Source organism: Timaviella obliquedivisa GSE-PSE-MK23-08B (genome assembly GCA_019358855.1).
Taxonomy (GTDB): Bacteria; Cyanobacteriota; Cyanobacteriia; order Elainellales; family Elainellaceae; genus Timaviella; species Timaviella obliquedivisa.
Genome location: JAHHII010000019.1, coordinates 1 through 15,648 on the forward strand (window position 1 = coordinate 1; position 15,648 = coordinate 15,648).

14 protein-coding genes are annotated in these 15,648 nt (G+C 49.0%); 8 read left to right on the forward strand and 6 right to left on the reverse strand.

Features of this window, described 5'->3' with window-relative positions:
- The first annotated feature begins 139 nt into the window (after window positions 1-139).
- From KME11_21255 to KME11_21275, 5 genes are all read left to right on the forward strand, one after another.
- Complete coding sequence (locus KME11_21255) at window positions 140-1,198, forward strand: DUF3326 domain-containing protein (protein ID MBW4517740.1); 1,059 nt, start codon at window positions 140-142, stop codon at window positions 1,196-1,198.
- A gap of 78 nt (window positions 1,199-1,276) precedes the next feature.
- On the forward strand, window positions 1,277-2,149 hold the full coding sequence (locus tag KME11_21260) for a lipase family protein (GenBank protein MBW4517741.1): 873 nt from the start codon (window positions 1,277-1,279) through the stop codon (window positions 2,147-2,149).
- A 79-nt stretch (window positions 2,150-2,228) separates the two neighbouring features.
- Window positions 2,229-3,113, forward strand: a complete 885-nt coding sequence (locus KME11_21265; protein MBW4517742.1) for an ABC transporter permease — start codon at window positions 2,229-2,231, stop codon at window positions 3,111-3,113.
- Window positions 3,114-3,202: 89 nt separating this feature from the next.
- A complete protein-coding gene (locus KME11_21270) occupies window positions 3,203-3,592 on the forward strand; it encodes a hypothetical protein (protein ID MBW4517743.1) in 390 nt (129 codons plus the stop codon).
- 12 nt (window positions 3,593-3,604) lie between these two features.
- A complete protein-coding gene (locus tag KME11_21275; protein ID MBW4517744.1) occupies window positions 3,605-4,189 on the forward strand; it encodes a DUF924 domain-containing protein in 585 nt (194 codons plus the stop codon).
- Here KME11_21275 and KME11_21280 read toward each other — a convergent pair.
- The gene (locus KME11_21280) at window positions 4,168-4,698 is read right to left on the reverse strand and encodes a phosphoribosyltransferase domain-containing protein (protein MBW4517745.1); all 531 of its coding nucleotides are present in this window, start codon (window positions 4,696-4,698) and stop codon (window positions 4,168-4,170) included. The two genes, KME11_21275 and KME11_21280, sit on opposite strands and share 22 nt — an antisense overlap.
- 184 nt (window positions 4,699-4,882) lie before the next feature.
- On the opposite strand from KME11_21280, the gene KME11_21285 reads away from it, so the two are divergent.
- From KME11_21285 to KME11_21295, 3 genes are all read left to right on the forward strand, one after another.
- Window positions 4,883-5,899 carry a TOBE-like domain-containing protein gene (locus KME11_21285; GenBank protein MBW4517746.1) on the forward strand — a complete coding sequence of 339 codons (1,017 nt, stop codon included), beginning with the start codon at window positions 4,883-4,885 and terminating at the stop codon, window positions 5,897-5,899.
- A 135-nt stretch (window positions 5,900-6,034) separates the two neighbouring features.
- Window positions 6,035-6,538: a GNAT family N-acetyltransferase gene (locus KME11_21290; protein MBW4517747.1), complete on the forward strand. Its 504-nt coding sequence runs from the start codon at window positions 6,035-6,037 to the stop codon at window positions 6,536-6,538.
- Between the two features lie 85 nt (window positions 6,539-6,623).
- Window positions 6,624-7,841 carry a Zn-dependent hydrolase gene (locus KME11_21295; GenBank protein ID MBW4517748.1) on the forward strand — a complete coding sequence of 406 codons (1,218 nt, stop codon included), beginning with the start codon at window positions 6,624-6,626 and terminating at the stop codon, window positions 7,839-7,841.
- A gap of 16 nt (window positions 7,842-7,857) precedes the next feature.
- On the opposite strand, the gene KME11_21300 is transcribed toward KME11_21295, so the two are convergent.
- From KME11_21300 to ileS, 5 genes are all read right to left on the reverse strand, one after another.
- Window positions 7,858-8,709 carry a M20/M25/M40 family metallo-hydrolase gene (locus KME11_21300; GenBank protein MBW4517749.1) on the reverse strand — a complete coding sequence of 284 codons (852 nt, stop codon included), beginning with the start codon at window positions 8,707-8,709 and terminating at the stop codon, window positions 7,858-7,860.
- Window positions 8,710-8,719: 10 nt separating this feature from the next.
- Window positions 8,720-9,670 (reverse strand): alpha/beta hydrolase, encoded by a 951-nt coding sequence (locus tag KME11_21305; protein MBW4517750.1) that lies wholly within the window; start codon window positions 9,668-9,670, stop codon window positions 8,720-8,722.
- 113 nt (window positions 9,671-9,783) lie between these two features.
- On the reverse strand, window positions 9,784-11,469 hold the full coding sequence (locus tag KME11_21310) for a PQQ-binding-like beta-propeller repeat protein (protein MBW4517751.1): 1,686 nt from the start codon (window positions 11,467-11,469) through the stop codon (window positions 9,784-9,786).
- A gap of 118 nt (window positions 11,470-11,587) precedes the next feature.
- Window positions 11,588-12,226: a methyltransferase domain-containing protein gene (locus tag KME11_21315; GenBank protein ID MBW4517752.1), complete on the reverse strand. Its 639-nt coding sequence runs from the start codon at window positions 12,224-12,226 to the stop codon at window positions 11,588-11,590.
- A 197-nt stretch (window positions 12,227-12,423) separates the two neighbouring features.
- Window positions 12,424-15,321, reverse strand: coding sequence for an isoleucine--tRNA ligase (gene ileS / locus KME11_21320; GenBank protein MBW4517753.1), 2,898 nt, complete (start codon window positions 15,319-15,321; stop codon window positions 12,424-12,426).
- Window positions 15,322-15,648: the final 327 nt, after the last annotated feature.

The following is a 15,648-nucleotide window of genomic DNA, read 5'->3' on the forward strand; positions in this document are numbered from 1 at the left end:
CCAGTAGTCAGATTGCTGGGATATGCTTTACTCATATTGCTTTCTCGGTGCTGCGTGCTTTCTATTCGCAGCTTACACTGAGAGAGCTTTTTTACCGACTAGCTGACTTTTCAAACATCCTCTAACCTCGTATCTTCTTTTGAACACCAGTCCTTACACCGTTGTTTTGATTGTTCCCACTGGTATTGGGGCGGCTGTGGGTGGCTATGCCGGAGATGCATTGCCCGTGGCACGGGCGATCGCCCAAGTTGCCGATCGATTGATTACGCATCCGAATGTGCTCAATGGCGCTCAGCTTTACTGGTCATTGCCTAATGCCTTCTACGTTGAAGGCTATGGGCTTGATCAATTTGCTGCTGGGCAGTGGGGGCTGCGTCCCGTGGTGCAAAACCGGGTAGGGTTGGTTCTAGATCAAGGCATTGAGCCAGAGTTGCGCTGGCGACATCTGCAAGCGGCGGATGCTGCCCGTGCCACCCTGGGGCTAGATTTGACGGATTACGTCGTGACAGATGCGCCGTTAGGAGTGGGGCTGAAAACGGCAGGTTCGGGCGCAACTTGGGGAACTATTCAGAACCCCGACAGCTTGCTGCGAGCGGTAGAAAAATTGGTAAAAGTAGGAGGGGCAGAGGCGATCGCCGTGGTCGCGCGCTTTCCCGACGATGGGGGCAGCGCAGCCCTTCAGCAATATCGCCAAGGTCAGGGCGTTGATCCTTTAGCAGGTGCCGAAGCCGTCATCAGCCATCTCGTCGTGAAGACCTTTCAAATCCCCTGTGCTCACGCCCCCGCACTATCACCCCTTCCCCTCGACCCGACTCTATCGCCCCGATCGGCAGCAGAAGAATTAGGCTACACCTTCCTCTCCTGCGTTTTAGTCGGCTTGAGCCGTGCCCCTCAGTTTGTTAAGGCTGCTTCAACTCGGGTAAGCGACCTGTGGGTAGACCAAGTGAATGCTTTAGTCATTCCGGCAACTGCCTGCGGGGGCAGCGCTATTCTCAGTCTCAGCCAAACCTCGACGCTCATTATTACCGTTCAAGAAAACCAGACGCGCCTAGCGGTTACCGCCAGTGCCCTGGGCATCTCGACGTTTGAAGTGAGTTCTTACCTGGAAGCTTTAGGAGTACTGGTCGCTCATCGGGCAGGCATTAGTCTGGCGGCTCTACGTCCCACATTGTCTTCCATCCGTGAGCTTAACCATTAAGATTTTCAGCTAATGTAATTTTCTCTCTGGAGGAAAGGTTAAAACAGATCGTTGAGCAGAGCTTTGGTATTAGGAACTATGGTACAGAACGAATGGTTTAAGACATTTGATTTTGATGCGCATACAGGTCAGTACAGTTCTAAAAATGCTCTTGCTTGCGGAAAGCTATCTTGGCTCGCTTATTACGCCAAAGACGAAATTCGGGAAGTTCTAAAAAGTTGGAACTTTACGAAGTTTAGATTTTTTGATCTAGGCGTTACGCAAGCCTTTGTGGTAGCTGATGCTGAGAAAATCATTCTGACCTTTCGGGGTACAGATTGCATGAAAGACTGGCTAGGAAACTTTGATATTGATTTAGTGGGCGGTCCGTTTGGCGGTAAGGTTCATGAAGGTTTTTCGCGATCGCTCAGCCTCATCTGGAAAGACATTCAACTGACGTTTGACTTGCTGCAACCCAGACGTATTGCCACTCAAACAGAAATGGTTCAAGGCGACCTGAAGACAACCAAAGCGCCTTCCCTGTGGGTAACGGGGCATAGCTTAGGAGCAGCATTAGCGACTTTATCGGTTGCCAGACTAAGGGAAAAAGATCAAATGGTACATGGTCTTTATACTTTCGGTTCACCTCGGGTGGGCGATCGTAAGTTCCAAGAAGAATATAACAGCGACTTTCGTTCTAGAACATTTCGCTTCGTTAGTAAAAACGATGCCGTTACCCGCGTTCCTATGCGAACTTTGTTTTACAGCCATGTCGGGCAACTTTTTTATATTGACGATGATGAAACAATCCACACCGATCCATCTTTTTGGTATCGCTTTGTCGATGGCATTGAGGTGCGTCTCAAAGACATTGCCGATCTTGATTTGTCAACGATCGAAAATCATAAAATAGAATATTACGTTAGAGCCTTAGAGAAAAATAAAGCTCTAAAAATAGAGGACTTTGCCTAGGAATCTGTCTGCATACACGCTCTTGCGTTAGTCTAAAGGTGAAACGTTTGTTAATGCCTTTGGCAAGAGAAAATTGGCGATGAGTCAGACCGTTACTCGACCCCAACCCAATTCCAGCGATCGCTCAACTAGCGCGATCGTCCCTCCAACCTCCGAATTCAGCGACTTTGTTCAAGAAACTTCAGCTTTGACTCGGCGATTGTTCATTCAGCTTCAGCGTCGCCCCTCAACCCTGATCGCTGGAATTATTCAACCCGTCATGTGGTTAGTTTTGTTCGGCGCACTGTTCCAAAATGTTCCCCCTGGACTGTTCGGCGGTACGCAAAACTATGGGCAGTTTTTGTCGGCTGGAGTGCTGGTGTTCACGGCTTTTGGCGGCGCATTGAATGCGGGCTTACCCGTCATGTTTGACCGAGAATTTGGTTTTCTCAATCGGTTGCTGGTAGCGCCCTTGGCTTCGCGCTTCTCCATTGTCCTTGCTTCTGCCATCTTTATTGCCACCTTGAGCTTGGTGCAAACGGCTGTCATTCTGACCATGAGCGCTTTTTTAGGAGCAGGCTTACCCGCTCCTTTAGGACTGGGGCTAGTGGTTACCATTGTGCTGTTGTTGGTTTTGGGTGTCACAGCGCTGAGCCTGGGACTGGCTTTTTCTCTACCTGGACACATTGAACTGATTGCAGTAATTTTTGTGACGAATCTGCCACTGTTGTTTGCCAGTACAGCGTTGGCTCCTCTGTCATTTATGCCAACCTGGTTGCAAATTGTGGCGAGTCTCAATCCTTTGACCTACGCGATCGAGCCGATTCGATACATTTATCTGCACCCCAACTGGTCACTAGGCAGCGTGGTCATGCAAACGCCTTTTGCCGAAGTTACCCTGCTATCTGCATTGCTGGTGCTGACAGGATTCAGCGCGATCGCCCTATTGAGCATTCGTTCTTTGTTGCGCCGCAGCTTTGCCTGATTGGGATACCAGACTGGGTATACTGGTCGGGAGCAATTTTAGCTTGATTAACGTCTACCGTAAAACACACTCTAATCCCTAATAGCCCTATGAAAAAGCTTTCAACTCGCCTTGCCTTCGGGACTCTGGGAATAGCTGGAACATTGGGGATGATCATTTGCCAGACTGCCGTTGCTCAAAACTCCTCCCGCGATTCCAATGTTTATAACAATACCCTCAGTGGCGATCGCCCCTCTGGTGGTTTGGGGTCTGGTAGCTCTGGTCTAGGAAATATGTTTGATCTCTTTCACCGAGCCGTTCTAGGATCTCCTCGCAGTTCTTCAGAGTTTGGACAAGAGCAGCAGAACAACATTGGCTCAGAGGCTTCAGACTTCCGCCAACGGCAGCAGGAACTCTTGCGTCAGCAGCAACAGGGCAACACGCCAACTAATCCGCAAGCTTCACCAGCCCCTGCTGCTATGCCTCCACAATTGAACTAAGGCGCTGTTGCCATGGCAACCCTTGAAGAAGTTTTGCAATTTTGGTTTAGCGATCCTCAATCTGAGGAGGCGCAATATTCGAGGCGGCGTAAAGTTTGGTTTAGTAAGAACCCTGAGATCGACCAGACTATCCATCGCCGTTTTTTAATGACCTATGAACAAGCAGCTTCCGGCGAACTAGATGGCTGGCAAGCAACGCCAGCGGGTTGTTTGGCATTAATTTTGCTCCTCGATCAGTTTCCACGGAATCTTTTTCGAGGGCAGCCCCAAGCATTTGCTACTGATCCTCAAGCACGGATACTGGCGTTACGGGCGATCGCTCAAGGGTTCGATCAATCTTTAGCTCCTATCCAGCGCATTTTCATCTACCTTCCTCTAGAGCACGGTGAAACCCTGAGTGATCAGCATCAGTCAGTCACTCTGTTTCAACAGCTTACAGACCAAAACCCAGAACTCGCCGACGTACTAGATTATGCCGTTCGCCACCAGATCGTCATCGAACGTTTTGGGCGATTTCCCCACCGCAACGCCATTTTAGGAAGAACATCGACTGCCGCAGAGTTAGAGTTTTTAAATCAACCGGGTTCGTCTTTCTGAATCAGATTTTTCTTCAAGAGATCCTCAGGCTTCATCTGTTCGTAAATCTCGAAAGGTTGATGAATCCACGGATTATCGGTCAAGCGATCGACGTAATAATCGGGGGCGATCGCCGAGCAATCCTTGTACCACAGAACAGCACTCCGCACTTCTTCAATGTAAAATCCGTAGTAACGATCGAGCCACACCAACGTTCGCTTGAGGCTAACTCCCGAATCGACCAAATCATCGACTAGCAGAACATGGCTGCCCAAGTTAGCAGTCGTCATTGTCAGGTCACGCCCGAAAGTAATAGAACCGCGAACCTGGTTATTGATGCCACCGTAGGAGGAAGTTGCCAAAATTGCCAAGGGTTGATCAAAGATCCGCGCTAAAATATCGCCGACTCGTAACCCACCCTTTGCAAGGCATACAATTTGATTGAACTGCCAGCCTGACTGATGAATATTAGCAGCGAGTTGCTCAATTTTTTGGTGATAATCTGTCCAAGAGATGTAAAGGTCTGACATGATAGACTGCATTGCATGAATGAGGATGAAGAGCATGATACAAGCCTCTTGCTCTGGAAAGGAATCTATTGAAATGAGCAAAACTCATACTTAATCGCCACTAATCGTGCTATAAGAAAATACAGTATCTACATCGACAAAGTGGGGATTAACCGCTTCGCCTTGTCTTAAAAGAGGTAATTCCGTGGGCATTGTTGTTGAAGCCGTATCTAAGCAATTTGGTAGCTTTAAAGCGCTCGATCAGGTCAGCGTAGAAATTAAAACGGGTGGGTTGGTTGCGCTCTTAGGGCCCTCTGGTTCAGGCAAGTCTACCTTGCTACGGCTGATTGCAGGCTTAGAAATGCCCGATACTGGCAAAATATTTTTGACTGGGAAAGATGCCACCTATACCAGCGTGCAAGAACGAAGTATTGGTTTTGTCTTTCAGCACTATGCTTTGTTCAAGCATTTATCGGTACGCAGAAATATTGCCTTTGGGCTAGAGATTCAAAAAGCGCCCAAGTTCAAGATTAAAGCAAAGGTAGAGGAGTTACTGGAGTTGGTGCAGTTGTCAGGACTGGGCGATCGCTATCCCTCCCAACTTTCTGGGGGACAACGCCAGCGGGTCGCCCTAGCACGAGCTTTAGCCGTCGAACCCAAAGTGCTGCTTTTAGATGAACCCTTCGGCGCTTTAGATGCCAAAGTGCGCAAAGACCTGCGGGTATGGCTGCGGCGACTCCACGACGAAGTTCATGTCACGACAGTCTTTGTCACCCATGACCAAGAAGAAGCCATGGAAGTTTCAGACGAAATTGTAGTCATGAACAAAGGGCAGATTGAGCAAGTCGGCACCCCAGCCCAGATTTACGACCATCCAGCAACGCCCTTCGTCATGAGCTTTATTGGCCCCGTCAATGTGTTGCCTAGCAGCTCTCGCATTTTTCAAAACAATGGGTTTGATTCGCCTCATCCTGAAGTGTTTCTGCGTCCGCAAGACGTAATGATTGAAACTCAGACAAATGGGTCAAGTGTAGGGGCAAGGGTCAGCCGAATTATTCACTTAGGATGGGAAGTACAGGCAGAACTCACGTTAGATGATGGTCAGGTGGTTGCCGCTCATTTAACGCGCGATCGCTTTGATGAACTGAACCTTCAGCCCCAACAGCGCGTCTATATTAAACCTAAAGAAGCTAAAGCCTTCCCACTGCATTACTCTATCTAACTCTTTCCCGCCAAGTTGCTCAACAGCTTAAAGAATCATCGACGTTGATTACTAGATCTGATTGGAATTGAATCAGAACGATCGCGGCATCGTTTTCTACCCCGATCGCACCTCCTGTTTTAACTATTATCTAATATGGAAATTCGTCCTGCGATCGCCGCTGATCTACCTGCCATTATTGCCATTTACAACACATCTATTCCCAGCCGCACCGCCACTGCCGACACTGAACCGATTACCGTTGAGAGTCGGCAAGAATGGTTTGCCAAACATAATCCGTCGCGTCCGCTTTGGGTTCTAGAAGCAGAGGGCGCGATCGCCGCTTGGATCGGGCTAACTTCCTTCTATGGCGGACGACCTGCGTACAATGCCACCGCTGAGATCAGCATTTACATTGTGCCTCAACACCAACGCAAAGGCTACGGCTCGCTTTTAGTGCAACAGATGATCGATCATTGCCCTAGCCTGGGAATCACCACGCTTTTAGCGATGTATTTTGATCACAATACTGCCAGCCAGCGCTTATTTTCCTCCTTTGGATTTGAACCCATGGGTCATTTAGCAGAAATTGCTGTTTTAGACGGTAGGAAGCGGGGCTTAATTATTGTGGGTAAGCGAATTTGTGAAACGAATCTGTGATAAATGGGACACTTAATTTTTCAGGTTGAAGTAATAGTAATAGGAGGGAAATCACCAGAAAAAGAAACTTAGGAAATTAGATATGATGACAGTTCTTTCCATGATTGCGGTGAATGGCGATCGCCTTAACGCCAGCATTACCCGATTAGCAAAAATCGGTCGCTTACCCAATGGCAATATTTGTCGTCTTGCTTTTACTCCAGAAGACTTGCAGGCGCGCTATTTAGTGCAGCAATGGATGGTAGAAGCAGGCATGGCAGTTCGCACCGATGCGGCGGGTAACCTAATTGGCACCTACGCAGGGCGAAGAGTCGGAGCGCCATCATTAGCAACCGGGTCGCATGTTGATACAGTACCATCCGGTGGAGAATATGATGGGACATTAGGCGTACTAGCAGGGATTGAGGCGGTGCGGGTGCTGCGGGAAAACAACATTCATCTAAACCATCCCATTGAGGTGATTGTGTTTACTGACGAAGAGAGTTCAATGATTGGCTGTCAGGCAATGGCAGGCATGGTGAAGCTTAAAGATGATTCTTTGGCAGAGCATTTAGAGCGCATTGGTGGCAACTGGGATGAGATTGGCACAGCAAAACGGACGAGAGAAGATATGGCAGCATTTATTGAACTTCATGTGGAGCAAGGCGCGGTTTTAGAGCGATCGCAAAAACAAATTGGTATTGTGCAAGGCGTTGTCGGGATGTTGCGTCAGGCAATTAGCATTACGGGGCAAGCTAACCACGCAGGCACTACGCCCATGGACGGCAGGCAGGATGCTTTGGTCGCAGCAGCCCAGGTTGTGTTGTTTGTGCAATCGATCGCCCTTAAAATGCCGAGCCAACCTGTCGCAACGGTGGGCTTTTTGACGGTTGCACCCAATGCAGTCAACATTGTGCCAGGACAAGTCGAACTAACGGTCGATATGCGGGATCTGTCGCAGGCTTGCCTCGATGAAATGAAGGAATTGCTGGATCAAGAGCTAGAAGCGATCGCCATTGACACTAATACTCAAATCACTGTCAGTCCTATCTTAGTGGTAGAACCCACGCCAGCAGCGGCTTTAGTGCAGCAGGCGATCGAGAAGACCTGTCAACAGTTTGACCTCAGCTACTGCCATTTGCCCAGCCGAGCCGGACATGATGCACTAGAAATGGGGCGCTTTACCGACATGGGGATGATTTTTGTACCCAGCGAAGCAGGGGTGAGTCATTCGGGAGAAGAATATACATCGCCTGAGCAATGTATTCAGGGTGCTAACGTTTTGCTGAATACGCTATTGCAGCTAGACGAGATTTATTCATAGTTACGGCAAACGAAAGTCACAGCAAACGAATGCTCTCGATTAACCCCTGACAAACTCCTGTCAAAAAGGGTAGATCTAACGTCTCCAGTCGATCGCTGCTCTGGTGATAATGAGGGTTACGCAAATGAGCAGTATCAGTGACCATGACTGCGCCATAGCCTTGATCCCAGAAATGGGCATGGTCACTCCGTCGGGTATCAGGCAGCAACATTCCTCGGTTGTCTACAGGCAGCCACTCACAGGGAACAGATTGACGCATACTGCGGCTAAGGCGGATGAGATCTGGAATAGTTTTGAAGTTACCAATGAGGGCAATGAAGTCGCCAGAGTTGGGGTAGAAGCGCTGGAGAAAGGGAGCCGGATAGCGCTGAGAATTGGGGCGGCGATCGCAATATCCCAGCATTTCTAAAGAAATCATCAGGCGTAGTTTTTGTCCTTGTTGCCGCAGTGCTTCTGCATAAATTTTGCTGCCCACGCCCACTTCTTCCAGGTCAAAAGCCACGAGCCGTACAGGAGATGGAGCGGGATTAGCGGCGATCGCCCTCGCCAGTTCTAGCAACACCGCTACCCCCGTTGCATTATCATCTGCTCCTGGCGAACCGGGAACCGTGTCATAGTGTGCGCCTACTAAAATCGGGGATTGCTGCCGCAGTCCTGGTAAATTAAGAATCAGATTTTGGTGCGATCGCCCCCGAAACTCAAACTCGTGGATCTCTACAGTTCCCCATTGAGAAAGCTGTTGGTGAATATAATGCTGGACGTAGAAATGTCCGGCAGTAGCAAAAAAAGGATCGCGATCGCGGATAATTTCTCCAAGATGCACTTGAAGGGTTTGTTGAAGATTTGACGGCAACGGCTGACGACTCAAAGCTAACGACTTAAAGGGGATTGCTTAACGATAAGTACTTCCTGAGGAAAGGCAAAATTCCTTCTATCAACTGTTCTGGATATTCCTCATGTAACCCCAGCGCACCTGGCATTCGGAACGATTGCACCTGCGAGAAATGAGCAACCACCTCCATTTCTTCCCGCGATTTGGGCGGCGTTTGCTCACCAATAACCATCAATGTGGGAACAGGCAAAGGCTGGAAATAATCAAAAAATTCGGCACGGCTACGAACCGGATCTAGCCCTCCCGTCACAAAAGCAACCGAGGCAAATCTGGCTCCCCGCTTTTGGGTACTTTTCCACTTTTGTCGAATGAGATCACGAGTGACATTGCGGCGATCGCCATACACATGCCGCCGATACATCCACCCCAAAAACATCCGGGTTGTATTCAGTAGATAAAGAAACTGCCCCAAAATAGGAGTCCGCACCACTGCCCGAATGAAGCTGTAGAGTTTGGGGCGATCGCCCATTGTGGGTAGAGGCCCTCGCCAGGTAGGAGCCACCAGTACCGCCCATGACCAAGGCGCAGGTTCTCTGCTTGCCATTTGCATCACGTATCCAGCCGCGTGTCCGGCAGCAATTACAACCACAGGTTCGTTGAATACCTGGGTGACAAAATTATTTAAGAACTTGTGGTAGATCTTCGAGTCATATTCAAAAGAGAGACGGCTCGACTCACCAAAGCCAAGCCAGTCAGGCACAATAACTTGGAAATAGGGGGCTAAAAGCTGGGCAACGCCTCGCATTTCTTCACGGCTAGAGACACTGCTGAAAGCGGGTAAGAGCAAAATTGGGCTACCTTCGCCCAGCACCTCATAGACTACTGTAACAGGTCTATTTTTCCAATTCCATTGGTAAGTGCGAACAATGCCCCCCAAGACTGGGTGAGAGGCAGTAGATAAATCATGGATTGCTATAGAGGTAGAATGCTGCTGCATTGCCGCCAACTCGGATAAAAAGGTTTGTTTGCTTAAGTTTTGAATCTAAACAATACACCTTTTTGGGAGCAGCAACCTGACTTTTTACAGTGTTTTAGTCCCTTTGCCTAACCTCACTCAGGCGGCGGCAACTCCCCTAAAATTGTGAACCGAATATGGTTTAAGGCTAAGTTTCCAATAGAAATCTCTTCGGGTAAAGCAGGAGCAGCAATTTTCTCAAACGAAATGCCTTTACTCATTTCCGCGTGATACCAGGGTAGCCCCATAAAAAAGCGGGTGGGATAAGGACCATTTTCAGCAATATCGTCTACGTTAGATTCCATGGGCAACCAACCGAACCCAGGCACGTAAAATTCAATCCATACATGATTAAATTCAGGTTGCAGCGGTACGCCTTGTTTCTCAGGTTGAGGAGGACATTTGTAACGACCAACTGTGCGACAAGCAATGCCATTGAGCCTTGCCAACGCCAGCAAAATACCGACATATTCCCCACAAGAACCCACACCTCGCTCTAGGGCAACATCGGGCGAGTCAATGTGGGGCTTAATGCCGTAGGACATGCGATCGTACACGTAGTTACGAATCTTTAGAATCTTGCGCAGAATATTTGTTTCAGTGCCGATCGCCTCTTCCGCCGCTCGCCGAATTGTGGGCGTATCCATGGCTAAATCGTCGTCATCCACCAAGTACCGCGTCTGGAATTCTAATGACAGCGGCGGTATTTTCTCAACTTGTTCGGGCTTCAAATAGTATTTAATGCTGCGAACTTCGAGCAGTGCCTTCCAGCCAAACAGTCGTCCTTCGTGAGGGGTGAGGCGATCGAACCGAAAGACCGCAACCCGCTGACCATCTTGCTGTTCTTCAGTAAAGGGCACCCCGATCGCCTCAATTTTGACGAGCTTTTGGCGAGTGGTTTCTGCAGGTAGGGCAATGCGCCACTCTAACTGATCAACGGCAACATCTTCTAATGGAGAAAGCTCTTCAATGTAGGACATCTCGATCAAATAGCCGTTGGACAAGGTGTAATGTTCGGCTTCGTTACGAGAAAAATAAAGAGGATGAATAAAGGTACGATCGCGAAACGTGAGTTGATAAGGATTATCTAAGTTATTCGGGTCGTCACGAATGTAAGCTTCTTCCCCAGCATATGCCACATAGAGACAATCCCGACCTTCGTCACCAGGAGCCGGATGGAACGCAAGCGCACAAGGGGAATCAAAAGGCGTGAGAATGCTGTAATTAATCTCGCCCGTTGCCCGATCCATGCAGTAAACCGTTTGCTCAACGCGATCGCACACCCATAGTTCTTCGTCTCGCACCGTCAGGTTTTCTTCGCCTACTCCCGGTGCCGCAAACTGGGTAATTCGTTTCCCCGTCGTGGCATCATAAACCAAAATATAGCCCGCTTTTTGACAAGCAATGTACACCGTAGACTGCCAAACCGCCACTCCATTGACCGGATAGGGTAGCGTTACAAACGATCGAGGTGTAAAGTCTTGTAGCGTACACCAGTAAACTCGGTTGTCTTGAACGAACCAAACCTGCTCGCCCCAAATTGCTAGCCCTTGGGCATCAACAAACTGCTTAATGTTGAACGGATTAAGCACCGTTGTGTTGTCATTAGCGCAATCCACTTGAAGCACGTATCCGCGCACAGAGTCTAGCGCCATCAGCTTGTTGCCATCAGAGGCAAGTCCGTGCAAGGCGTACACACCAATGGGACGAACCGTCCGCTGCTGTAACGTTGGGCTTGGGTGAGTCATTCGGTGTACAGGGGGACTAGATTCGAGCAACATGGGGCAGTCCTATCAAATAATCTCTCTGATAATAAACAGAATTAGGGTGCTCAACTATGTATCCAAAGGAACAGTATGCCAAGCAACAACCCGCTGAGCCTGAATTTACAAGCTATTTCTAGTTCTGTCGAGTTGCTATCACGGCATAAAATGGATCACTTCCCATCCCTAACATTTGCATGAAGCTAGAGGAAGGGCGTGCAATCACCTCCGGCTGGCTAAATCCAGGAATCGCTGCAAAGTATGCTTTCACCCATTCCACCCGATCGCCCTCTGAACTATCGCGCCAAGCCGCGATCGCTTTATTGGGAAACATTCGGTTAGAAAAGCTAATGATGGCAATACCACCCGGTTTAAGAATGCGGTAAATCTCAGCGAACACCGCTTCAGGATGCTGCAAATACTGCACCGAAACCGTATTCAAGACTGCATCAAAGGACTGGTCAGGCAAAGGCAAAAGCTGATTCTGGTTCAGATTTTGCACGAAATAATGATCTAGCCGAGGATTTTTCGCTAGTTCGTCTTCATTCATTCCATGCCCTTCAACGTGCGCGAATTTCACGTCTTCGGGCAAGTGCGAAACCCAACTGCTCATCATGTCAAAAATGCGAGTTTGAGGCTGAAGGCGATCGCGGTACAAATCCGTTAACTGTTGAATAAAACCATCATCAACATGAGTGACAAAGCGCGGAGTATCGTAAAAAGATAAATCGTTAGACTCATCCATTTTGGATCGTTGAGTGGGTTGAAGCTGCATAGGTTGAGAGCGAATATCTGTATACAGTTTTCAGTGTAATGAAAGAGGCTAAACTCCGCTATTACCGTTCAAAACCCCTTTCCTTCAGGAGAGGGGTTGGGGGAGAGGTCTCTCTAGCTGCGTTGGATAAGCCTAACCCCTAGCCCCTTCCCTACGAGGGCAGGGGAACCGGATTTTTGATATGTGCTTACCGCTCCTTAAAACTTCCCATCTAAAGCAGGTACACAGCGATCGCAAAGCAGGGGATGGGCTGCCGATTTACCGACATGGATGGAATAATTCCAACAGCGATCGCACTTCACTCCCTCCGCATCAATCACGCCCGCGCCCAGAGCATCGGACTGAGATTTGTATTTTGCGTCCGCTAGCGGTGCCATACTGTCTAAAAGTTCTACCTGCGAAGTAAGAAACAGATAGCGCAACTCATCCACCTCATTTCCGCTTAAAGAATTAGTTGGGTTCATGGCAGCGAGCTTTTGCTTTAGCTCTGCATCAGCGACATAGAGTAGCAATTTAGCCTCCAGTGAAGAGCCAATTTCTTTTTGAGTACGGGCTTGTTCTAGCACCTTATTAGCTTCTTGACGAATATCGCGGATCTGATTCCAGACTGTCGAAAGCTCCGGATTCTGCCATTGTGGATCAATGTTGAGCCAACCGGACTCAAACACCGATTCGTAGGGCGTAGCATAGGGCAAATATTGCCAAATATCTTCGGCAAGATGACAGAGAACCGGGGCGATCGCTTTGGCTAAGTTCTCGATCGCCACCGCCAAAACTGTCTGACAAGCCCGACGGCGCAAGGTATCCTCAGCGCTGATATAGAGCCTATCTTTGGCAATATCTAAATAGAAATTTGATAAATCTACTACGCAAAAGTTCTGAATGGTTTGGAAGAAACGGAAGTATTGATAGTGTTCAAACGCTTCATCCACATCAGCAAATACTTCGGTAATCCGATGCAGCATATAGCGATCGAGTTCGGGTAATTGCTCATAGCTAACGGTGTGTTGTGCCGGATCAAAATCGTGCAGATTCCCCAGCAAAAATCGCGACGTATTCCGAATTTTGCGGTACACATCCGACATTTGTTTAAGAATAGTTTTGCCAAGTGGCACATCCGAGGTATAGTCCACCGATGACACCCACAGGCGCAACACATCTGCACCATAGGGCGGTTCTTCTTTCTGGTTTTTGCCACCCTCAATGACGATCGCCGGATCAACCACGTTGCCGATCGATTTACTCATTTTTCGCCCTTGCTCATCTAGCGCAAACCCATGGGTCAGAACCGTTTTGTAGGGCGCTATGCCGTGAATTGCCACACTGGTCAGCAAGCTCGACTGGAACCAGCCCCGATGCTGATCAGAGCCTTCCAGATACATATCCGCTGGATAACGCAGTTCTTCTCGACTGTCCACAACCGCCGCCCAAGAAGAGCCAGAATCGAACCACACGTCCATTGTGTCGGTGCCTCGGCGGTACTGATGTCCGTCGTTGTGATATTGCTCTGGCAATAATTCTTCCACCGATAATTCCCACCAAGCATCCGAACCTTTTTCGGCAAAGATAGCCTGAACATGGGCGATCGTTTCAGAAGTCATCAGCGGTACATTTGTTTCTTCGTCATAAAACACCGGAATGGGCACACCCCAACTCCGCTGTCGAGAAATACACCAGTCCGATCGCTCTGTCACCATAGACGTGATGCGGTTTTCGCCCTGTGCCGGAATCCATTCCACCTGGGCGATCGCCTTCAACGTTGCTTCCCTAAACCCTGCTACCGATGCAAACCATTGCTCCGTCGCTCGATAGATCACTGGCTTTTGCGTCCGCCAGTCATAAGGATAACGGTGCGCGTAGGATTCTTCTTTGAGCAGCGATCGCGTTTCCATTAACGCCTGCACGAGCGCCTCATTCGCATCCTTCAGCACGTTCAACCCTTGGAACTGACCCGCTTCTTCGGTAAAGTTGCCGCCATCATCGACAGGCGACAAAATGGGTAAGCCGTAGCGCTGACCCACGATGAAGTCATCCATGCCGTGCCCTGGCGCAGTGTGGACTAACCCCGTGCCCGACTCGGTTGTGACGTAATCGCCACCAATGACGATGGGACTTTGGCGATCGAACAAAGGATGGAGATAAGTAGAATGTTCGAGAGCAGTGCCAGAAATTTCTGCCTTGAGCGTTAGGGAAGTGCCGAGCGTATGGGAAAGGCGATCGATCAATTCCTTTGCCACAATTAAGTATCGGAACCGTGGCTTACTACCCATCACTGACTGCTCATTACCAGCCACTTCTACCACAGCATAGATTAAAGCCGGATTGACCGCAACGGCTAAGTTTGCTGGAATTGTCCAGGGTGTTGTCGTCCAAATGGCAACTCCCAGTTCTGCCAAATAAGGCGTTAAAGCCTCAGCCTCAGCCGACAGGCTTACCATCGCAAACGCCACATACAAACTACGTGAGGTATGCCCTTCAGGATATTCCAACTCGCCTTCTGCCAAAGCCGTCCGCGAACTCGGACTCCAGTACACAGGCTTGAAGCCCCGATAGATATAGCCCTTTAAGAACATTTGCCCAAATACACCAATTTGCGCCGCCTCATACTCAGGCTGCAACGTCAGGTAAGGATGCTCCCAATCGCCCCACACGCCGTAGCGCTTAAAGCTATTGCACTGCTGCTGCTGCTGCTCGATCGCCCAAACTTTTGCCTGCCGCCGCAGTTGTAGCGGCGTTAGTTTTTGCCGCTCCTCAGCTTTCATGCCTTGCAGCACCTTAAGTTCAATAGGCAGCCCGTGACAGTCCCAACCGGGCACGTAGCGAACCTTTCGCCCTTTCAAAAGCTGGTACTTGTTAACAATATCTTTAAGAGTTTTGTTCATAGCGTGCCCAATATGCAGCGCCCCGTTAGAGTAGGGCGGTCCATCGTGCAGAATAAACGGTTCCCCCGGATTGTTCTGGGACAGCTTTTCGTAGATTTGGTGATCTGACCAAAATTTTTGCAGTTCGGGTTCGCGCTTGGTGGCGTTTGCCCGCATATCGAATTGGGTCTGGGGCAGTTTGACGGTGTCTTTGTAGCTTCCTGGTTCTGTCACGATCGCTAGGGGAGGTTGTAGGGACGTTTTATATTCAAGAATTGTATCTAACCCTGGCAGGCATCGAACTATTATTGGATGGATTTGACAAATTTGTGAGAGACGGATAGAGCTTGACAACTATCAATAAACTTACATATATACTTCATTCATACTACACGTCTACTCTAAATTCAGTGTAGAAACGGGCACTTACATTTTGTAGACAACTAAATTTTGTAATTTTGTTACTGTGGTGGCACGATCTTCAAAGAAGGTTGTCCGTGACTAAAAGGGAATTGCTAAAACTGGTGTAGAACGAGCGATCGCCACTGATGAATAGAGGAC